The following is a 24576-nucleotide window of genomic DNA, read 5'->3' on the forward strand; positions in this document are numbered from 1 at the left end:
CGGTTATCGATGCGCTGAATCCGGACTACGATTCATGGGCCGGAGGCAAGGAAGTGGTAATAACCGGCAGTAATTATATGAACTCATCCTTTGGGAGCGGTAGGGACGGTTCTGTGGTCATAACCGATACCATCAATCTTAGCATTAGTACTGCGACTACGAATCGAACGTGTCCCGACGCGGTAAGTTATTCGGTCGTGGCGCTAACCACGAATGCCGTCACGTTAAGCGAGGCGCCTTCAACGAATTGTCTGGTTCCGGGGGACGAGGTCCTGCTGATCAATCTGCAGGGAATCACTAATGCGCATGCAAATGTGGGGAAGTATGAGTTCTTCAGGATACAGGCGGTAGATGGAAGCACCGTTATATTTACCGAAAATAAGACGAGATTCTATGGACAGGGAGATTCCGATGACCTCGGTATTGGGACCAATACAACAGAGCAGAAGGTTGTGTTGCAGCGTGTGCCCAATTACCTGGACGTGACTATTGACGACGGCGCGACACTCACGGCCAATGCGTGGGATGGGGCAAAGGGCGGGGTGCTTTGCTTCAAGGCCCTGGGAACGGTTACGAATGATGGGATCATCGATATGCTCGGCAAGGGGTTCAGGGGCGGTGTGGGCGGTCTTAACGGGTGCGCGAACTATCCGTGGCCCACGACGGCAGGAGACCACGGCGAATCCTATCGCGGCCAGAATTCGATTTCAGCCTGTGATCGAAGAGCCACCGTGGTAGGGAATCTACTTGCCACGCCGGTCAATGCCGGCGGTGGTGGTGGAGGCGGGGCTTCTTCCTCTGGAACCACGAGACGCAATGGCGGTGGTGGTGGCGGTGGAAGTTATGGGACAATCGGAACCAACGGCAATAATAGTTCCACGGGCGAGAATGGGGGGAGTGCGGGACTTTGTTATGGAACGAACACTCTTGCCAGTCTTTATTTCGGCTCCGGTGGCGGTGGTGGCGGGCGAGGCGTCAATTCGCGCGGCGGGGATGGGGGGGCGGGGGGCGGCGCGATTATGCTTTATGCCAATACACTGACCAGCAGCGGCAATATCAATGCCAATGGTGAGGGAGGACACTATTCCACATATTATACGGATGACGGTGGTGGTGGTGGCGCGGGCGGAGCCGGCGGGAGCATCTTGATCTGTGGGAATGAGCTAACGTTGGGATCGGGTCTCGTGACATCCATCGGCGGGGCCGGAACGAATGGAACCACGGGCGTCTATGGGACAGGTGGCAGGGGTGGAGCTGGAGGAAATGGATACGTGGCTGTATTTGCCGGCAACACGCTGTCTGGCCTTACCTCGCCCGCGGCCTATACCAACAAGGCACGATTTCATAATGGAAGCAGAGTATTCTTTGGTGACGCCTACGCGATCACCACGTTTCTCGACGCCTACAGGCTTCTGGTCATAAGTCCTCCTCATGCGGCTGGCCTTGTCAATGTCGTAGTGACCAATGTGGATTTTAGCGCATCCACTAAAACGAACGGGTTCCGATACGATCCGTCGGAGCCCGTGTTGTCGAATCCCACGGCAACGGGAATCACGGCATCGGGAGCAGTTTTGGGGGCCAAGCTGGTATCCGCCGGAGACGCGGCAGTTACAAATCGCGGGACTGTCTGGGGAACGTCGGCGAATCCGACGGGGAATGTGCTGGTGGAGGGAGGAACGGCGACGGGGGTGTTCAGTCATGCGCGATCGGGGATGACGGCGGGGACGTTGATATATTACAGGAGCTATGCGGTAAACAGCATGGGGACGGGATATTCGCCGGACGGGACGTTCTGGACGGTGCCAAACGCGCCGACGGCGCAGGCGGCGACGGCCGTGGGAGGCTTCTCGTTCAGCGCGAACTGGTCGACGACGACGGGGGCAACGAACTACCTGCTGGACGTTTCGACAGCGTCGGGATTCACGAGTTATATCGGCGGCTACAGCAATCGCCTGGCGGGGACCGCCACAACACTGTCGGTAACGGGCTTGGCGCAGGGAACGGCGTACTACTACCGGTTGCGCGCGCAGAACAGCGGCGGGACGAGTACGAACTCGGGTGCGATAACCGTGTCCACGATACCGGCGGCGCCGACGGCACAAGCCGCGACCACGATCGCGGGTTCATCGTTCAGCGCGAACTGGAGCGCGTCCACGGGGGCGACGAATTACCTGCTGGATGTATCGACGGCCTCGGGGTTCGCGAGTTACGTCGGCGGCTATAGCAATCGCCTGGCGGGAGCCGCGACGACGCTGTCGGTGACCGGTTTGGCGCAAGGGACGGTCTATTACTACCGGTTGCGCGCGCAAAACAGCGGCGGAACAAGCACGAACTCGGGAACGATCTCGCTCACCACGCTGGCGCTGCCGACGTTGACCGCGCCTGCGGTCGCGTCCATTACCTCGACCGGGGCCACGCTGGGCGCGACGGTGACGACGAACGGCGGGGCGTCGCTGACGGCGCGAGGCACCGTGTGGGGGACGAGCGCGAGCCCGACGGGCAACGCGCTGGCGGAGGGCGGAACCGTGACAGGGGCGTACAGCCACGCGCGGACGGGAATGACGCCGGGTACGTTGATCTACTATCGTGGCTATGCGATCAACAGTGTGGGGACCAACTATTCCGCGGACGGGACGTTCTGGACGGTGCCGCTGCCCCCGGATGGCAAGCCGGGCTCCTCGATCACGGTGTCGAGTTTCCTGGCCAACTGGACGAATTCCATCGGGGCAACGAACTACCTGCTGGACGTGTCCACGTCGAGCACGTTCGCGGCCTACGTTTCGGGGTACCAGAACCTGACCGTGGGCGGCGCGACAAACCGGTCGGTGACGGGGTTAAGCGCCGGCGCGGCGTACTACTATCGTGTGCGTGCGCAGAACAGCGGGGGAGTGAGCGAGAACTCGAAGACGACGACGGTATGGACGCTGCCGGTCGCGCCGGCGATCCTCCCGGCCACGAACGTGACTACGATCAGCTTTCACGCCAACTGGTTGTCCGTGACGGGGGCCACCAACTACCGGCTGGACGTGACCCCTGGCGACTCGTTCACCAACTATGTCTCGGGATACCAGAATCGAAGCGCGGGCAATGTGCTGACGTATCCCGTGACGGGATTGGTGGCGGGGACTCGTTATCTCTACCGGGTACGGGCATATAACACCGGGGGCTACAGCGGCTACTCTGGCACGAGCACGGTCTGGACGGTGCCGGAGGCGCCGACGGCCCAGCCGGCGACTGCGATTGCAGGGACCTCCTTTGCCGCGAACTGGTTGGCCGCGACGGGAGCGACGAACTATCTGCTGGACGTCTCGACGGCACCGGCCTTCACAAACCACACGGCTGGCTACAGCAACCGACTGGCCGGAACCGCGACGACGCTGTCTGTGACGGGCCTGGCCCAGGGGACGGTGTACTATTACCGTCTGCGCGCGCAAAACAGCGGCGGCACGAGCACGAACTCGGATGCGATTATGCTCACCACGTTCGCGCTGCCGACTTTGACGACGCCGAGCGTATCCTCCATCGGCCCCACGGGGGCGACACTGGGCGCGACGGTGAGCGGCGACGGCGGCGCTGCGCTGACGGCGCGCGGGACGGTGTGGGGGACAGATGCCAGCCCGGCGGGGAACGCGTTGGCGGAAGGCGGAACCGCAACGGGCGTGTACAGCCACGCACGAACGGGGATGACCCCGGGCACGCTGATCTATTACCGCGGGTACGCGATCAACAGCGTGGGCACGAATTACTCGGAGGACGGGAACTTCTGGACCGTTCCCAGTGCGCCGACGATACAGGCCGCCACCAATGCCTCCGAAACGAGTTTCCATGCCAATTGGCTCACCGCGACCGGCGCAACAGGCTATCGGTTGGACGTGTCCACGAGCGACTCGTTCGCGGATTTTGTGTCCGGATTCCAGGATGTGGACGCGGGCAGTGCGACGACCTGGCCGGTGACGGGACTGGTGGCGGGAACGCCGTACTACTATCGAGTGAGGGCGGTCAACAGCGGAGGAACGAGCGCGAACTCGGGGACGAACGCGGTGTGGACGCTTCCCCTGCCGCCCGCGGTGAAGCCGGGCTCCTCGATCACGGCGTCGAGTTTCCTCGCCAACTGGACGAACTCGGTGTCGGCGACGAACTACCTGCTGGACGTGTCCACGTCGAGCACGTTCGCGGCCTACGTTTCGGGGTATCAGAACCTGGTCGTGGGCAACGCGACGAACCGGTCGGTGACGGGATTGAGCACCGGGTCGGTGTACTACTACCGGGTGCGGGCGCAGAATGGCGGCGGTGTCAGCGGGGATTCAAAGACGACGACGGTATGGACGATCCCGCCGGCGCCCGTCGTGCAAGCCGCCACCAACATAACGGCCATCGGTTTTTACGCGAACTGGTCGGCCTCCACCGGCGCCACGGGCTACCGGTTGGACGTATCCACAAGCGCCGCCTTCACCGTGTACGTTTCGGGGTTCCAGAATTTAAGCGTGGGTAATGTGACGACTCGGTCCGTGACGGGCCTCGTGGCGGGTACCCCGTATTATTATCGAGTGCGGGCGTCGAACAGCGGCGGCACCAGCGGGAACTCGCAGACGGCAGCGGTGACCACGCTGACGCTACCCGTGTTGACGGCGCCGACAGCGGGCTCGATTACCTCGACAGGCGCGACGCTGGGGGCCACGGTGACCGGTGACGGCGGAGCCTCGCTGACGGCGCGCGGGACGGTGTGGGGGACGAGCGCGAGTCCGACGGAGAACGCGTTGGCGGAGGGCGGCACGGCGACGGGGGTGTTCAGCCACGCGCGGATCGGGATGACGCCGGGAACGCTGATCTACTACCGCGGCTACGCGATCAACAGCGTGGGAACGAACTACTCGGCGGACGGGAGTTTCTGGACGGTGCCGACCGCGCCGACGGCGCAGGCCGCGACCTCGATCGCCGGAAACTCGTTTGAGGCGAACTGGTCAACCGCGATGGGGGCGACGAACTACCTGCTGGACGTCTCGACGGCGTCGGCCTTCACGAACTACGTGGCGGGCTACAGCGGCCGGCTGGCGGGGGACATGACCACGCTGTCGGTGACGGGCCTGGCCCAGGGGACGGTGTATTACTATCGGTTGCGCGCGCAGAACAGCGGCGGCATCAGTACCAACTCGGGAACGATTTCGCTCACGACACTGGCCCTGCCGACGTTGAGCGCGCCGACGGCGGCCTCCATGACCTCGACAGGGGCGACGCTGGGAGCAACGGTGACCGTTGACGGCGGGGAGACGTTGACGGCACGCGGGACGGTATGGGGCGCGGGCGCGAGCCCGACGGGGAACGCGCTGGCGGAAGGAGGGACGGCGACGGGGGTGTTTTCGCACGCGCGCTCGGGGATGACGCCGGGGACGCTGATCTACTTCCGGGGCTATGCCGTGAATGGAGCGGGGACGGGCTATTCCGCGGATGGAACTTTCTGGACGGCGCCGAACGCGCCGACGGCGCAGGAGGCGACCTCCGTTGCCGGCGCGTCGTTCAGCGCGAACTGGGCGGCGGCGACGGGGGCGACGAATTACCTGGTGGACGTTTCGACGGCATCGGGGTTCACGAATTATGTGGCCGGATACGACGGGCGGGTGGCGGGGAACGTGACGACGCTGCCGGTAACGGGCTTGATTCAGGAGACCGTGTACTACTACCGGCTGCGGGCGCAGAACAGCGGAGGGACGAGCACGAATTCGGGAACGATTTCGGCGACGACCTACGCGTTCCCCATCCTGACCTCACCGACGGCGTCGTCCATCAGCACCACCGGGGCGACGCTGGGCGCCACCGTGACGTCGGCCGGAGGCACGGCGTTGACGTCCAGGGGAACGGTGTGGGGCACGTCCGCGAACCCTACGGGGAACGTGCTGGCCGCGGGCGGAACCGCGACGGGGGCGTTCAGCCATGCGCGGACGGGGATGACGCCGGGGACGCTGATCTACTACCGCGGGTACGCGGTCAATAGCGTAGGTACGGGGTACTCGCCGGACGGGACGTTCTGGACGGTGCCGAGCGCGCCGACGGCCCAGGCGGCGACCAACGCGACAGGAGCGAGCTTCTGGGCCACCTGGTCGGCGGCGACGGGCGCGACGAATTACCTGCTGGATGTATCGACGGCCTCGGGCTTCACGAGTTACGCGGGCGGCTACAGCAATCGCCTGGCGGGCAATGTAACTACGCTGTCGGTAACGGGCCTGGCGCAGGGAACGGTCTATTACTACCGGTTGCGGGCGCAGAACAGCGGCGGTACGAGCACAAACTCGGGAACGATCTCGCTCACGACGCTGGCCCTGCCCGCGTTGAGTTCTCCGACGGCGGCCTCGATTACTTCGACCGGAGCCACGCTGGGGGCAACGGTGGCGACGAACGGCGGAGCGGCACTGACGGTGCGAGGCACCGTGTGGGGGACGAGCGCCAGCCCAACGGGGAACGCGCTGGCGGAAGGGGGCACGGCGACCGGGGCGTACAGCCATGTGCGGACGGGGATGACGCCGGGCACGCTGATCTACTACCGCGGTTACGCGGCGAACAGCGTGGGAACGAACTACTCGGCGGACGGGACATTCTGGACGGTACCGAACGCGCCGACGGCCCAGGCGGCGACGTCCATCGCGGGCGTGTCGTTCAGCGCGAATTGGAGCGCGGCGACGGGCGCGACGAATTACCTGCTGGATGTTTCGACGGCCTCGGGCTTTACGAGTTACGCGGGTGGCTACAGCAATCGCCTGGCGGGGAACGTCACGACGCTGTCCGTGACGGGCCTGGCGCAGGGAACGGTCTATTATTACCGGTTGCGGGCGCAGAACAGCGGCGGTACGAGCACAAACTCGGGAACGATCTCGCTCACGACGCTGGCCCTGCCCGCGTTGAGTTCTCCGACGGCGGTCTCGATTACTTCGACCGGAGCCACGCTGGGGGCAACGGTGACGACCAACGGCGGGGCGGCGCTGACGGCGCGCGGGACGATGTGGGGGACGGGCGCGAGCCCGATCGGGAACGCGCTGGCGGAAGGGGGCACGGCGACGGGGGCGTACAGCCACGCGCGGACGGGGATGACGCCGGGCACGCTGATCTACTACCGCGGTTACGCGGCGAACAGCGTGGGGACGAACTACTCGGCGGACGGGACGTTCTGGACGGTGCCGAATGCGCCGACGGCCCAGGCGGCGACGAATGTTTCTTCGACCCGGTTCTGGGCAAATTGGACGGCGGCGACGGGAGCGACGAACTACCTGGCGGACGTGTCAATGGCGTCGGGGTTTACGAGTTTCGTGGCGGGATATAGCAATCGCCTGGCGGGGAATGTAACCACGCTGTCGGTGACGGGCCTGTCGCAGGGGACAGTGTATTACTACCGGCTGCGTGCGCAGAACAGCGGCGGCACGAGCACGAACTCGGGCGTGATCACGGTATCCCCGGCCGACCTGATCGTGGCGGGCCGGGTGACCAACTCGATCAGCGGCGCCGGGGTGGACGGGGTCACTCTTTCCTTCTCGGGCGGAGAGGGCGACGTGGAGAGCGCCGGCGGCGGCTGGTACAGCAACGCGGTGGCTTGGGCGTGGAGCGGGACCGTGAGCCTGGCGTATTCGCAAGGCGGAAGCTTCAGCCCGCCGGGGCGCGGGTATACCAGCCTGACGAGCGACCGGCTGGCGGAGTCGTATGCCTGGATTCCGCCCGACCCGGTCATCAGCGGCCGCGTGACGAATAACCTGACCGGGGCGGGCATCAGCGGGGTCACCGTTTCGTTCTCCAGCGGCGGCGGCGAGGCGGTCACGTCCAGCGAGGGGTGGTACAGCAATGCGGTGCCGCGGGGCTGGAGCGGGACGGCGATGGCGGCCCATCCGCACGCCGGATCGTTCCTGCCCGCGGACCGGTCCTACACGGCGGTTACGAACGATCAACCGGCGCAACATTATGGATGGACGCCGCCGGACGTCTCGATCGAGGGGCAAGTCATCAACGAGGACACGGAAGCCGGCGAGGACGGCGTCACGGTCACGTTCTCGGGCGGACTGGGGAGCGTGACCACGAGCAACGGCGGGTACTACGGGCGCGTGGTGGGCTACGGGTGGACGGGAACAGTGACGCCCTCGCATTCCACTCCCCATGGGCCGGGGAGCATGACGCCCACGAACCGGAGTTACTCGGCGATCACGGGGACGCAAACCGGGCAGGATTTCTCGTGGAAGCCGCCCTATGTGCCGGGCACGCGCTACGTTTCGCTGACGGGCCTCAACGAGCATCCGTACACGAACTGGATCATGGCGGCGCGCGACATCCAGACGGCGGTGAACGCTTCGGGGCCGGGGGATGAGATCGTCGTCGCGGATGGAACCTACGACATCGTGGCCGGGATTCGTGTCTACAAGCCCATCACGATCCGGAGCGTCAACGGGCCGCTATGGTCCACGGTGCGATGGATCGGCAATGTGCTCAAGGGCCAGAACTCCTGCATGTTCCTGGTCATGACCAATGCGGTTCTGGATGGTTTCACGATTCAAAACGGAAGGCTTCGCACGGATGTGCCGTTCCAGGGGGGATCGAAGGCCGGTGGTGTGACGGCAGGCAATGGGGCGGAGATTCGCAACTGCATCATCAGCGGCCACAATGCGCAGACCCTGAACATCGGCGGGGGTGCGGGGGGCATCAGTCTCTACAACAGCTCGAAGGCCGTGAATTGCATTATTTACGGCAACGTGGCGAGGGACACGATCACGAGATCGGGCGGCGGAGTCCGGCTGGAAAGCGGCTCGCGGCTGGTCAACTGCGTGGTATATGGCAATCGGATAACCCCGGTCATGGGCTTTGCCATTGGAGCCGGGGGCGTGTTCCAGTCGGGGTCGGGTCCGGTGTATGTCGAGAACTGCATCGTGTGGGGTAATAGCTATGGCTACGGCGGTCCGCTGCAGCAGAGCGTTTCGCCGAACCTGTTCTCGGAAAATGGGCAGATGTACGTGCGTTACTGCTGTTACCAGAATGCCACGGACATCCAGACTCCGCTCGCGTCGTTCTCTGCCAACCCCCTGTTCCTCGATGCCCCCGGCGGCGATTACCGCGTGGCGGAGGAGTCCTGGTGCATCAACGGGGGCCTCGACGAGTACAACGACCTGGCCGGCGACATCGCGGCGAACGCCCGGAAGATCGGGACCATCGACGTCGGGGCGTATGAGTTCACGGGTCCGCGCCCGCGTATCCTGGGCCGCGTCACGCACGAGGACACCGGGGCGGGCGTGGACGGGGTGACTGTGGAGTTCACGGGGGGCGTGAGCAACGCGGTCACGTCCGGAGGCGGGTACTACAGCCGCATCGTGGAAAGCGGCTGGGGCGGGACCGTGACGCCCGACTATGCCACGGGTTCGTTCACGCAGCCGGCGAGCCGCGTGTATGGCAGCGTGACGGCGGATCAGCGGGAGCAGGATTATGTATGGACGCCGCCGGATCCCGACGTCGCCGGGCAGATCACGCACTACTTCACCGGTGCGGGGCTGGATGGGTGGGCGGTCAGCTTCCCGGGCCTGCCGTCGGTCGAGACCAGCGGAGGCGGTTATTACACGCTGACGGTTCCTCGGCATTACACGGGTACGGCCACCGTGAGCCATGCCCTTGGCGGAACCTACAGCCCGTCTGAGCGAGTTTACTCGGATCAGCGGGTTCCCCTCGCGGCCGAGAACTTCCAGTGGATTCCGCCGACCCGCGCCATCATCGGCCGCGTGGTCAATCATTACACGGGGGCCGGTGTGGAAAGCGTGACGGTGAGCTTCTCCGCCGGGGGCGGCGCCAGCGTGGCGACCGGCACCGAGGGCTATTACACGGGCCAGGTTTACTACGCGTGGAGCGGCCGGGCCACGCCCACGAAGGCCGGCGGCGTCTTCAGCCCGATCGCGAGCCGGGATTACCAGAACGTGACCTCGGATCAGCTCGCGCAGAATTATACCTGGGTGCCGGACAATCCAGCGATCTCCGGCCGGGTGACCAACACCGTTACGGGGGCGGGGGCCGACGGGCTCACGGTGAGTTTCAGCGGGCTCGGTGACGCCATCACCAGCAACGGCGGGTACTACGGCTTCGTCGTGGGTTATGGCTGGAGCGGAACCGGCGTCGCTTCCGGCGCCGTGGGGACGGTCGCGCCGTCGTCCCGCGGCTACACGAACCTGATCGCCGGCGTCAGCGCGCAGGATTACGGGTGGACACCGCCGGAGCGCACGGTGGCGGGCCGGGTGACGGACGTGGATACCGGCGCGGGGCTGGGCGGGGTGACGGTGGCGTTCGCTCCGACTGGCGGCGGGGTGGAGACGCTGGGCAGCGGTTACTTCACGCAGACGCTGTATTACGGCTGGAGCGGCTCGCTGACCCCGTCCCGGGCGGGCGGCACGTTCGATCCGACGAATCGCAGTTTCACCGTGCTGGACCATCGGACGGGCGAGGACTTTGGTTACAGGGCGGATCGGACCCTCTCCGGCCGCGTGACGGACCTGGACTCCGGGGCGGGGATGGATGGCATCACGCTGACGCTATCCGGGGCGGCCGGCAGCACGGTCACCACGAATGGCGGGTACTTTGATCTGGCGGTGACGTACGGGTGGAGCGGCTCCCTGACCGCGTCGTTCACCAACGGCAGTTTCAATCCCGCGAGCCGGGTCTACAGCGCGCTGGCCACCAACGCCGCGAGCCAGGATTTCGTCTGGCGCCGGCCGAGGACGATCACGGGCCGGGTGGTCAACCAGTACACCGAGGGGGGCTTGGACGGCGTCCTGGTGAGCGCGGCGGGCGCGGGAAGCGGCGTGACAGCGAGCGGCGGGTACTACCGCCTGGACGTGCTCTACGGGTGGAGCGGACGGGTGACGCCCAGCCAGGGCAATTCGACCTTCACCCCGGGCTACCGGGACTACAGCAACGTCACCGCGGACTTCACCAACCAGGACTACGACTGCGCGCCGGCCGATCCGCGCCTCATCGGCCGGGTCACGAACCGGTACACCGGGGCGGGCGTATCGGGCGTGACCGTGACGCTTTCCGGCGGCGGGGGCCAGACGGCGACGGGCCCCGGCGGGTACTTCACCCAGACCGTGTTCTACGGGTGGAGCGGCCAGGCCACTCCGTCGTACGCGCTGGGGACGTTTGATCCTTCCGTGTCCGGCTTTACGAATGTCGTCGTGGATCAATCGGGGCTGGCCTATGCCTGGACGCCGCCGGCCCGCTGGATCGCGGGTGTGGTGACCAACGAGGACAGCGGCGTGGGCGTGGAAGGCATCTCGCTCGATTTCGCGAACGCCCCGGCGGGCCCGTCCGTCACGGACGCGAGCGGCGCGTACACGCAGGAAGTGTACTACGGCTGGAGCGGCGCCGCGGTGGCGACCTGTTCGGAGGGCACGCTCGTGCCCGCGGGCCGGACGTACGGCGCCGTCACGAGCAATCTGGCGGGAGAAAATTATTCCTGGAAACCGCCCCGCGATATTTCGGGCCGCGTTACGAACACGCTGACAGGGGAAGGGGTGGATGGGGTGTGGCTGACCGGGACGGGGAGTGAAACCAACCTCACGGCCGGCGGCGGCTATTACTACCTATCGGTGACCCAGGGCTGGACCGGCCGCGTGACGCCGGGCTTCGCCTCGGGCGGGTTCCAGCCCGCCTATCGCGACTACAGCGCTGTCAGCGAGGATCAGCCGGACCATGATTATGGGTGGAGTCCGGCTCCCGTCATCTCGGGCCAGGTCCGGCACCAGTACACGGACGAGGGCGTGGCCGGCGTCACCATCTCCTTCTCCGGCGGACAGGGCGTCGCCGTGACGACGAACGGCGGCTGGTACAGCCGCGCGGTGGCCTACGACTGGAGCGGGACAGCCACGCCGGGCTACACGAGCGGTTCCTTCACCTCGCTTCCCAGTCGCGCTTACAGCCACGTGATCGAGGACCAGGCCGGCCAGGATTACATCTGGACGCCGCCCGATCCGGTGATTTCGGGCCGGGTCACCCTGCTGGACACGGGAGCGGGCGTGGACGGCGCGGTCGTGGTCTTTTCGGGCGGCGCCGGAAGCGTCACGAGTGCGGTGGGCGGATATTACAGCCGGAGTGTGCCCCGGGGCTGGAGCGGCGCGGCGGTTCCGGAAACCGCCGCCGGGGGCACGTTCAGCCCCGCGACGTCCAGTTACGTGAATGTCACCGAGGATTACGCGGATGAAGACTACGTGTGGACCTCGCCCGACGTGCAGATTTCGGGCCGCGTGACCAACTCGGCGCTGGGGACCGGCGTGTCCGGCGCGACCGTGACGGCGATGGGCCAGGACAGCGACCTGACCGTCGCGGACGGGAGTTACACGCTGGTCGTGCCACGCGGCTGGAGCGGCGAGGTGAACGTCAGTTACGTCGGGGGAGTCCTGGTGCCCTCCTCGCGAACGTACACGAATGTCAGCACCTACCTGTCCGGCCAGAATTACTCCTGGACGCCGAGCGACACGACCATTTCGGGCCGGATCACCGACTCGATCACCGGCATGGGCGTGGACGGCCTTACCGTCGGGTTCAGCGGGGACCAGGGCGAGAGCGTCACGGCGGGCGGCGGGTATTACAGCAAGGCGGTGGAATTCAACTGGAGCGGCCGCGTCACGCCGCAGAGCGGTTCGGGTACGTTCGCGCCCGCCTATCGCGACTACAGCCAGGTGCGGACGGAACAGGCCGGGCAGAATTACGTGTGGACCCCGGCGGCTTCGGCGGGCGACCGCTACGTCTCGCCGAACGGCTCGTGCGCGTATCCCTACACCAACTGGGCGACGGCCTCGACCAATATCCACTGGGCGTTGACCGTCGCCAACGCGGGCGAGTCGGTATGGGTGAGCAACGGGACGTACGGCGTGGTGTCGCCCCTGGTGGTCAATAAGGCCATCTGGCTGCGGAGCGCGAACGGGGCGGAGGCAACGGTGCTGCGGCGGTCGGGCTCCAACGCGTGCGCCGTGGTGCAGGTCAGCAACGGCAACGCCAAGGTCAGCGGATTCACGATTCGCGACGGGCAGTCGGCGGTGGGGGCGGGGGCCACGCTCTACGCCGGCTACCTGTTCAACAGTATCGTCCGGGACAACGCGGGGGCCGGCGTCGCGATGGGGGCGTCCCTGTCGGCCCGCATGGCGAACTGCCTGGTCATCGGTAATACCGCGGGAGGCATCGCAGGGAATGGCGTGGTCGTCAATTGCACGGTGGCGACCAACGGGGGCAGCCCGGCCATCCAGGCGGCCCGGGTTTATAATTCGATCAGCGACGGCGCGGTCAGTAGTCCGGAAATTCAATATACCCTGGCGCCCGTTGTCTATGCGGGATCGGGTAATCTGACGGGCGACCCGCTCTTGGTCGATCCCTCCGCCGGCGACTACCGGCTCCAACACGATTCCCCCTGCCGGGACGCCGGGCGCAATTTCTACAACACGCTGCCGGACGACCTCGACGGGAATCCCCGCATCTTCAGCGAGATCGACATGGGCGCCTACGAGACCGAACCGGACACGGGCCTGGCGGTCGCGCTCTTGAGCGATCCGAATCCCCTGCCGCTCGGCGAGTGGCTCCGTTTCGACATCCACGTCCTGAACAACGGCCCGAACCCGGCGGAGGGCGTGGCCGTATCCGGCGTGCTGACCGGCATCGTCTACCAGAGCAACAGCGTCGGGGCCGCCTATAACCCGGCGGCCGGCGTCTGGACGGTGGGGGAGATGGCGGTGGACGAGCAGCGGCAACTGCGGGTCTGGGGCCTGGCCCAGCGCGAGGGCTATGTCACCAACGTGGTCCGCGTGACCGCCTCGCAGGCGGATCCGGGCGAGCCCGGCTACGACGTGGCGACGAACGTCACGCGCATGCTCGGCGAGGTGAGTATCACCAATGTGGCCGCCGCCTCCTCCTCGGGTAACGCCACGGTCGAGTGGGAGAGCGTGGTGGGGCTGGGCTACAATGTATATTCCTGCGACGGCGCCTACGTGCAGTCGCTGACCTGGACGGCGCGGGCCACGCTCGTGGCCTCCGAGGATATTCCGCACTACATGGACCCGGCGGCGGCGCCGCAAAGCGTATCGCGACGCTACTACCAGGTGACCTTTTCGGGCCACACGCCCACCGAGACCAATGCGTGGGCCTTGATCCGCCGCGACGTGCGACCCGCCAGCTTCACGCTGCTTTCTCCGCCCGTGCGGACGGACCGGCGGTTCGACGGCCGGATGGGGGCGAAACTGGCCGAGCCGCTGACCGGCCACGACGGGGGCGTGGGGTCCGGCGCGGACGAGGTGTATATCCTGCAAACGAACGGGCAATGGCGAGTCCTGTACCTGGACGGCCAGAAGCTCTGGCGCGAAAGCAACGGAAACGCCAGCGACTGCGAACTGGCGGCGGGCCAGGGCTTCTGGGTCTGCCGGCGCAACGGAACCGCCGTCCGCGCGACCTTTACCGGCCCGGTGGGGAACGACGGCACCCAGACCGGCCGGCTCGCGGTGGGCTGGACGATTCTGGGGCTGTCCGAGGGCAAGGACCTGCCGCCGAAGGAAACCTTTGCCGCGGCCTCCCCCGTGGGCGCTCCTCAAGAGGAGGATGCCGACCTGCTGGTTCTTCAAAACCCGGACGGCACGTGGCGGCGCCTGATGTACGTGCAGGGCTGGGGCGCGCCCTACGACGGCAACTGGTTCGATCTCTCGACGTTCCGAATCTACACCAACCGCCTCGAGCCCGGCGCCGCCTATTACTACTTCCGCCAGGCGGCCGGCGGAAATGCGGAGTTGCGGTTCTAGTGGGATGGAGGACGCGGGTCGCGGGCATGGAGGATGCACGGATTGTGCGTTGAAATAAGCGGCGAGGAGGACACTGATGAAGACCACAATAGGCATGCTGGTGCTGGGCTTGACCGTGCCGGTGTGGGCGCAATCTTGGGATGTGATCATCACCAACTCGATGACCATCGCTTCGACGAATTTGTCCTATGACGGCCAAAGCGTGCTGATCAACGCGGCGACCGTGACAATCGTGGGCGCGCATGCCTTCCTGAATCTGGGCTTCATGAACGGGGCGTGTCTCAAGCATGCCACGGGCGATGTGGATGGCGTTCAGTTGACCATATCCAATCGGCTGACGCTCGCGACCAACTCCTGGATCGACGTAACCGGGTGCGGGAATAAGGGGACCTACACGGTGGACACGATAGGGGGCAGCCACGGGGGCCGAGGCGCCAGTTATGGGGGCGCCTCTTCGCCGTGCTTTGGGGATCACGAGGAGCCCGTCCTGTTTGGGGGAGGATCAAAAAATTACCGCGGCGGCGGTGTCATCCGGATCGCGGCGGGCATCCTGCAGGTGGACGGCGCGATCGTGGCTGACGGGGCCAACACGTTGGGCAGCGGGCTTCAAGGCGGTGGAGCGGGCGGCTCGATCTGGTTGACCGTGGGAACGCTGTGCGGGGTCGGCCAGATACGGGCCAATGGTGGATATGCCGTATGGCAAGCAGGCAGTGGGGGCGGAGGCCGTGTGGCGATTTACTACGCGGACGCCAGCGGATTCGACCTGACGAGCAATGTGCAGGCATCCGGCTGGCACGCTTCTTCGGCGGCGCACGGAGGGGCCGGCACGATTTATCTGAAGAAGGAAGACACGGGAGAGGCGCGGTTACTGGTGAACAATCAACCTGCCGGCCTTGCGGGGGCGCAGACGGAACTGGGGATCAGCCAACCCACCCTGCCGCTGGAGGCGTGCAACGCGCAAGTGGTGATCACGGGCGCCATGGCCGTCGCGAGTATTTCGGGGACCAACGCAACGATCTATCAGAACGCCGCGCTGACGGCGCCGGATGATCATCTGGTGGTGGACGGGTGGACGTGGGTGCCGGCCTATAGTCAGACGTGGGCCAACGTGACCGTGACCAACCGGGGCAAGATCACGCACACGGTGACTGACACCAATGGATTGCGCCTGTGGGTGGCGGGGACGCTGAATGTGGCGACGAATAGCGCGATTGACGTCAGCGGGGGTGGAACTAAGAACACGAGTCTCAATGCCTATGTCGGCGGCAGCTACGGTGGGCGCGGAGGCAATTACGGGGCTAATCTGTCGCCCTTGTGCTACGGGGACATTAGGTACCCCGACGTGTTTGGAGGCGGATCGTATTACTACGCCGGGGGGGGGATTATTCGGATCGTAGCCGGCACGTTGCAGGTGGACGGAACGGTTTCGGCGGATGGATTGACGACAACCGGCGGCAACCAGGGCGGATCGGCCGGAGGCTCGATCTGGTTGAGCGTGGGCACCCTGCGCGGCGGAGGGCAGATCCGGGCGAACGGTGGAAATGCCACGTGGCAGGCGTGCGGGGGGGGCGGGGGGCGCATTGCCGTGTATTACACGGACGCGACCGGGTTCAATCTGGCGGATAACGTGCGGGCGTGGGGCACGATGGACAGCAGCTATCCGGGGGGAGCGGGAACCGTCTACTTGAAAAACATGGGTACGGAAACCGAGCAGTTGCTGGTCAAGAACAACCGATGGGTCACATCGGCGATGAGCACAGAGTTGGGGATCGACGCCCCCGCCTTGCTGCTTGAGGTGTATAACGCCGCGGCCGCGATCACGGGAGCGACCGCCGTAGCCGGTATTTCAGGGACAAATGCGATCGTCCATCAAAACGCGGCATTGACGGTGCCCGACAATTCCTTGCTGGTGAACGGATGGACATGGAACCCGAATTACTACCAGGTGTGGGCGAATGTAACGGTCACGAATATAGGAAAGATCACTCATCCCGTCGGCAACACGAACGGCGTGCGGCTGAATGTCACGGGTGCCTTGACCATAGCCACCAATTGTTCGCTCGACGTGAGTTCGTGTGGGAACACCAACATCAGCCTTAATCAATATCCGGGAGGTAGTTACGGCGGACGTGGCGGGAACTATGGGACGAATGAATCGGCGGCGGTCTATGGCAGCGAGACGGAGCCGTCCGATTTCGGAGAAGGGGTCCGCGGATATCGAGGGGGCGGCAAGGCGCGCGTGGAGGCGGAAGTGCTCCAGCTGGATGGCTCATTTTTGTCGAATGGCCAGACCCCCGTCAATTATTATGGCGGAGCGGCGGGCGGTTCGCTGTGGATCAACGTGGGCTCGCTAAGGGGTGGCGGCTCCATGAGCGCCAACGGCGCGACAGCCGGCTACGCGTCGGGGGGCGGCGGCGGGCGCATCGCCATTTACTGCGCCGATGCCAGCAGCTTCAACCTGACCACCGCGCGAGTAACCGTGACCGGAGGGGGGAGCAGTGGCTATGGCCTGGGAAGCAACGGCACGATCTACATCGAAAACCGAGCCCGGCCGCCGGCCGTTCTGTCCATCGATCCGTCGGGTGCGACATCGAGTGCCATCACGCGTATCCTGGTCAATCTGCTGACCCCTATTGATCCGGCCACTTTCACGGCGGGCGATGTCACGCTGACCGGACCGTCCGGCCCGATTGTTCCCAGCAGCGTTACGTCGTCGAACCAACATGTCTATGCGGTGAACCTGCCCGGGGCCCTGACGCAGGAGGGGCTGTACCAACTGACCATCGGGCCGGCCATCCTTTCGACCAACGGGACCGCGCTGGACCAGGACCGGGACGGCGCGCCGGGCGAAGCCGTTGACGATGTATTTGCCGCGAGTTTTACGGTAGACTTGACGCCGCCGGCGGCGCCGACGGTAACGAACTACGTCATGGCTCCGGCCAGCAACAACCTGCGCTGGAGCAGCGCGGTATTGCGGGGCACCCGGGAAGCCGACACGGCGGTCTGGATTCAGGGCGTGCAGCGGACGGGTACAGGGACGGGCGCCTGGACGCATGCGCAAGCCTTTACCCAGGGCGTCAATCGCCTTCGAATGTACGCGAAAGACCGGGCGGGCCACTCGTCGCCGACCAGCGAAGTAATCTTCTTCGTGGATAGCATCGCGCCGGCGGTGACGGCGGCGGTTCCGGCGAATAACGCCCATACGGGCGCGCCGCCGGCATGGGTTCGGTTGACCTACACGGAGGCCATCAGCGGGTTGGACACGAATCGGTCCTCGGTCAGCGTACAGCGCGGGAGCGTGCCGGTGGCGGGGACATGGGCGGCGACGACGAACACGTTGACGTTCACGCCCGGCGCAGCGTTGACGGGCGGAGTGTACACCGTGGCGGCGACGTTGATAGACTGGTTGTCGAATACGGGAACCTTCAGTTCGGCGTTTACGGTGGACGCGGCTCCACCGGCGGCGCCGGGGGTCTATCCGGTGTCCACGCCGACGTTCAGCACCAATCAGTTGGTTTCCGGAACGCGGGAAAGCTACGCCGCGGTGCGGCTGAACGGGATGCTGGTGGCGACGTCATCCGCTTCGATCGGGTGGAGTCATACGGTGACGCTGACCCCGGGAGTGAATACGTTGGGCTATAGCGTGGTGGACCGGGCCGGGAACGTGAGCCCGACGACGACGGTGGAGATCGTGTACATCAATGTGGCGCCGGTGAGGGTGATGGCGATCTCTCCGTCCGGGTATTCGCGCGAGCCGGTTGAATATATTGATCTGACATATGAGTATCCGCTGAATACCAACACGATCGGCTTGGACGACTTCACCTTGACGGGACCGCAAGGTGAACTGCCGCTCTCGCAGATCAGCTCGCTCAATAGCCAGGTGTATCGCCTTACGCCCGCCGCCTCATTATCCGCCGACGGCCTGTACCGGTTGGTCATGGGCACCAATATTTCGAGTATTACCGGCCACGCGGCGACAAACAATTACACCGGAATGATTCTCGTGTACGCGGCTTATCCCGCGCCGCCGGTGGTGACGAACTATGCCATGGCGCCGGTGACGAACGAGCTGTCCAGAACCTTGGTGGTGTTGCGGGGAATCCGGGAAACGAACACCGCCGTGTGGATCGACGGCGTACAGCGGGTTCCGGCGGGATCGGGCGCCTGGTCGTATACCAACCTGTTTTCGCAGGGCTTGACCCGCCTGGCATTGTCCGGTACGGGCGGCGGCGTGTATTCGCCCACGAACCATTGCATCTTCGCCGTGGATTCACTGCACCCGGCCTGGGATGTGATCATTACCAACTCGATGACCATTGCCGCAACCAACGTGATCTATGACGGCCAAAGCGTGCTGATCAACGCGGCGACCGTGACGATTGCCGGCGCGCACGTCTTCCAGAACATGGGCCTTACCAACGGAGCTCGCCTTACGCATGGGCCGGCTGACGGGACCGGGGTTTACATAACCGTTTCCAGTACACTACTCGTCGCCACCAACTCCTCGATCGATGCCAGTGCCTGTGGCGCCAGGAACTTGAGCTTTGGGAATGTTTGCGGCGGCAGTTACGGCGGGCGAGGCGGGCAGTATAACGGAGTGTCGCCGGGTTGTTTCGGGAACTTTCGGGAGCCGGCGTTGTTGGGGGGTGGATCCTATTACTGGGAAGGCGGCGGGATCGTAAGGATCACGGTGGATACATTGTGGGTGGAGGGGATGATCCTGGCCGATGGGAAGGGCATATCGAATGGGGGCGGAGCGGCGGGGGGCTCGGTCTGGCTGGACGTGGCAACAATGCTGGGCGGGGGGCAGATACGGGCGAATGGCGGGCCAGGAAGCAATGGCTCTTGTGGTGGCGGGGGGGGGCGCGTTGCCATCTATTATTCGGACACCTCGAGTTTTAACCTGGCGAACAATGTTCAGGCTAAGGGCGGGGGTGGTACCAGTGGTCGCCAGTCGGGTGGCGCGGGGACGGTGTATCTGAAGGATAAGGGGCTGGAGACGGAGCAGTTGAGTGTCGACAACACGGGCATGGCCAATGCGACGGTGACGGAGCTTGGATTGGCGGAACCGGACATGCCGTTGTTGATCAACAACGCGGCGCTGGCGGTCACGGGAAGCATGTCGGTGGCCAGCATCGCCGGGACGAATGCCGTCGTGGTGCAGAACGCGGCGTTGACGATACCCGAGATCGCGTTGGGCGCAGGGTCGGTGTGGACGCAGAGCGCCTCCTTGGCCTTGTCGGGAAATAGCATGGTGATGTCGAATTGGACGTGGACCGTGAACTATAGCCAGACATGGGCGTCGGTGACGGTCACCAATGGAGGCAAGATCACGCATCCGGTGGGGAGCACGAACGGATTGCTGTTGGTGGTGAGCGGTCCGCTTATCGTGGCGACCAACTCCTCGATTGACGTCAGCGGATGTGGCGTCATCAACGCGACGGTGCCGATGTACTGCGGCGGCAGTCACGGAGGCCGGGGCGGGGAATACAACGGGGTGTCGCCGTCCTGCTATGGAGATTTCAAGGAGCCGGACTCGTTTGGGGGTGGGTGCTATAGTTATGAGGGTGGCGGCAAGGCAAAAATAGTAGCGAATTCGCTGCAAATTGACGGCGAGATCTTGGCCAATGGGAAATGCCTCGGGGATCGGGGCGCCTCGGCGGGTGGATCGATCTGGTTGGATGTAGGGACGCTCCTCGGCGGAGGGAGGCTGGGGGCAACCGGCGGGAAGGCGCTCAACGCTAGTTGTGGCGGGGGTGGGGGGCGCATAGCCGTCTATTACTCGGACGCCTCGGGGTTCAACCTGACGAACAATGTTCAGGCCCTGGGGGGGGAGGGAAATGCTGGTCGTCAGGCGGGTGGGGCGGGGACGGTGTATCTGAAGGACAAGGGGGCGGGGACGGAGCTGTTGCGCGTGAACAACGCGGGGAAGGCTGGCGCGGCGGTAATCGAGTTGGGGATCACGGCGCCCACCGTGCCGCTCGTGATCGAGAATGCCGCGGTGACGATCACGGGGTCCCTGTCGGTGGCGAGCATTTCCGGGACGAATGCGTCTGTGGCGCAGAACGCGGCCGTGACGAGTTCCTCCATCGCGCTGGGTAATGGCGTGGTATGGACGCAGAACGCGTATTGGGCCGTGTCGGAGAGCAACCTCGTGGTGTCGAAGTGGACGTGGTCGGTGAACTACAGCCAGACGTGGGCGTCGGTGACGGTGACCAACGGGGGCAAGGTCACCTATCCGGCGGGTAACACGAATGGCTTGTGGCTGAATGTAACCGGGACACTCGCTGTGGCGACGAATTCGTCCATAGACGTCACCGGCTGCGGCAACGTGGAGAGCGGCTTGTTCTCGCGGGTGGGCGGAAGCTATGGCGGGCGCGGGGGAAGTTCGGGGACGAATCTTTCGCTGGTGACCTATGGCAGCCTTATGGAACCGGTGGATTTCGGTGGAGGATCCCTTAGTTATCGCGGCGGTGGGAAAGTAAGGTTGACTGCGGGCGTTCTTCAATTGGACGGCATGCTGACGGCGAACGGGGCCACGCCAGGTTCAGCGTACGGGGCGCCGGCTGGAGGATCGGTCTGGATTACCACGTCCTTGCTGCAAGGAGGGGGAACCATCCAGGCCAAGGGCGGGCAGGGCGCCATCAACGCCTGTGGCGGCGGCGGGGGCCGCATTGCGATCTACTATTTCGACTCGATGGGATTCGACCTCACCGGCCGGGTGTCGGCGGCGGGCAGCGCCGGGAGCGGCGGCTATGAAAGCGGCAGCAATGGCACGGTGTACCTGGAACATACGAAGCCGGCGACGCCCGTGGTGTCGGCGTACAGGATCACCGTGTCGGGATTCTCGGCGAACTGGTCGGCGTCGAGCGGAACCACCAACTACATCCTGGACGTGGCCACGGATGCGGCGTTCACGAGCTACGTCAGCGGGTATGAACACCTGTCGCTGGGCAATGTGACCAATGTGGCGGTTACGGGCCTGGACGACGGGCAGCCGTACTACTGCCGGGTGCAAGCGATTAATTCCTATGGCGCGGGCGACTATTCGGAACCCATCACGGTGAACGTACCCGATGCGTTCACCCTGCTGCATTCGTTTGCCGGCGGGGCGGGGGACGGGAGCACTCCTTTCTACGGAGAGCCGCTGGTGGCGGGTTCGACGCTCTATGGGATGACCTCCCAGGGCGGCGCCGACGATGTGGGCCTGGTGTTCAAAATGAACGTGGACGGGACCGGGTTCGCCGTGCTGCATGAGTTCGGCACCTCGGATGGGGCGGCGCCGTATGGTTCCCTTCTTTTGTCGGGTTCGACGCTCTACGGCATGACCGGCAGCGGCGGAACCAACGGGTATGGCGTGGTGTTCAAGATAAGCGTGGACGGGACGGGCTTCGCCGTGTTGCATGAGTTCAGCAACACGGACGGGGCGGCACCGTATGGTTCCCTGGCCATGTCGGGCGCGAAACTTTACGGAACGACGTCGGAGGGCGGCTCCGGTGGCTACGGCACGCTGTTCTCCATGAACGTGGACGGGACGGGGTTCACGGTGTTGCATGACTTCGCGTATGACAGCGGGGCCTATCCTTACAGTACGCCGGTCGTGTCCGGCGCGACGCTCTATGGCATGGCGTCGGAGGGCGGCTCCGACGGGTATGGCGTGGTGTTCAAGATGAACGTGGACGGGACGGGTTATGCGCTGTTGCATCAGTTTGCCGGCGGGACGGGGGATGGCGCTTATGCGTTCGGTTCCCTGACGTTGGCTGCTTCCACGCTCTATGGCATGACTTACGCCGGCGGCGCCAGCAACAAGGGTGTTGTGTTTTCGATAGGCACGGACGGGACGGACTATGCGCTGCGGCACGAGTTTGCCGGCGGGCCGGCGGACGGGGCCGCGCCCCAAGGTTCCTTGACCTTGTTGAACTCGATGGTCCTCGGCATGACCTATGATGGCGGCGCCAACAGCTATGGCGTCGTGTACCAGATGAATCTGGATGGGACAGGATTTACGGTGCTCCATCAGTTCGCCGGCACAACAAATAACGGATACCAACCTCGCGGGTCCATGACGCTATCCGGCTCGTTGCTCTATGGCATGGTGTTGATGGGCGGGGCCCATGACAAGGGAATCATCTACTCCTACGATCTGGGCCGGGTGACGGTCGTCCTCTCGGGCCGGGTGACGGATTCCGGCACGGGCGCAGGGGCGGATGGGATACCCATCAGCTTTGGCGACCGGGCCGGCATGGCGGTGACGGCGGGCGGGGGCTATTACACCAACGCGGTATCGGTGGGATGGAGCGGACAGGCGACGCCCCTGCAGGAAGACTTCGAATTCACGCCGCCCTCGCGTGCGTATATCAACGTGACAACCAATCAGGCCGGGCAAAACTACACGAGGGCGGTGGCGGTGCCTCCGCCTCCGGCGCCGGAGTCGCAAGCGGCGACGGGCGTGACGGCGAGCGGATTCGCGGCGAACTGGAGCGCGTCGGCGGGGGCGACGAACTACTTGCTGGATGTATCGATGAACTCGTCGTTCACGAATTGCGTGAGCGGGTACCAGGACCTGCCGGTGGGGAACGCGCTGACGAAGCCGGTGACGGGGCTGTCGGCGGGGACGATGTACTACTACCGGGTACGGGCGGCGAACGCGGGCGGAACGAGCGGGAACTCGGAGACCATCAGCGTGCTGCTGGTTCCGCCGGCGCCGGAAGCGCAAACCTCGACCAACGCGAGCATGACCAGCTTTGACGCGGAGTGGCTGGCCGCGGCGGGGGCGACGAATTACCTGCTGGACGTGTCGTGGCACGAGGATTTCGTGGAGTTCGCGGCGGGATACGCGAACCGGAGCCTGGGGGATGTGACCTGGTGCGTGGTGACGGGACTGACGGAAGAGGCGACCTACTATTTCCGGGTGAGGGCGCAGAACGGTTCGGGGACCAGCAGCAACTCGGCGACGATCCTGGTGAATATGGCGCCGTCGCCGGCGCCGGACGCGCCGGAGGCGCTGGCGGCGACGGAGGTGGATACGACGAGCTTCCAGGCGAACTGGAACGGGGTGGAGGGCGGCACGAATTACCTGCTGGACGTGAGCACGGACGAGAGCTTCAGCCAGCTGGTGAACGGGTACGCGAACCGCGCGGTGGGGGACGCCGCGAGTTGCCTCGTGACGGGACTCACGCCGGATGTGGTCTACTATTACCGGGTGAGGGCGCAGGACGGCAACGGGGTGAGCGCGTCCTCCGGCACGATCACGGTGCCGACGCAGCCGTTGTTCTGGCTGCCGATGGCGTCGGGTATGAACGCGGACGTCCAGGCGCTGGCGGCGGACGGCTCGAACGTGTACGCAGGCGGCGTGTTCACGCAGGCGGGCGGCGCGGGCGCGAACTACGCGGCGAAGTGGAACGGCACGAACTGGGCGGCGCTGGGCAGCGGGCTCAACGGGAGCGTGCTGGCCGTGGCGGCGGGCGGGTCGAAGGTGTACGCGGGCGGGACGTTCACGCAGGCGGGAGGCGCGGGCGCGAACTACGCGGCGAAGTGGGACGGGACGAACTGGACGGCGCTGGGGAGCGGGCTCAACGGGAGCGTGTCGGCCCTGGCGGTGGACGGTTCGAAGGTGTACGCGGGCGGCGCGTTCACCACGGCGGGCGGCGCGGGCGCGAACCGGATCGCGAAGTGGGATGGGACGAACTGGACGGCGCTGGGGAGCGGGCTCAACGGGAGCGTGCGGTCCGTGGCGGTGTACGGGTCGAAGGTGTACGCGGGCGGGGAGTTCACGACGGCGGGCGGATCGAAC

2 protein-coding genes are annotated in these 24576 nt (G+C 65.2%); both read left to right on the forward strand.

Annotation, left to right across the window (positions count from 1 at the left end):
• Positions 1-1760: 1760 nt before the first annotated feature.
• Complete coding sequence (locus tag KA248_06700) at positions 1761-14780, forward strand: fibronectin type III domain-containing protein (GenBank protein ID MBP7829590.1); 13020 nt, start codon at positions 1761-1763, stop codon at positions 14778-14780.
• 76 nt (positions 14781-14856) lie between these two features.
• Positions 14857-24576 (forward strand): hypothetical protein (locus tag KA248_06705; protein ID MBP7829591.1); only part of this gene is annotated, 9720 nt, incomplete at its 3' end.

The sequence above is a fragment of the Kiritimatiellia bacterium genome (assembly GCA_018001225.1).
Taxonomy (GTDB): Bacteria; Verrucomicrobiota; Kiritimatiellia; order CAIQIC01; family JAGNIJ01; genus JAGNIJ01.

Excerpts from the sequence above, each read along its gene's own strand:
- KA248_06700 (MBP7829590.1), top strand. The coding sequence starts at position 1,761 with ATGGGGACGGGATATTCGCCGGACGGGACGTTCTGGACGGTGCCAAAC.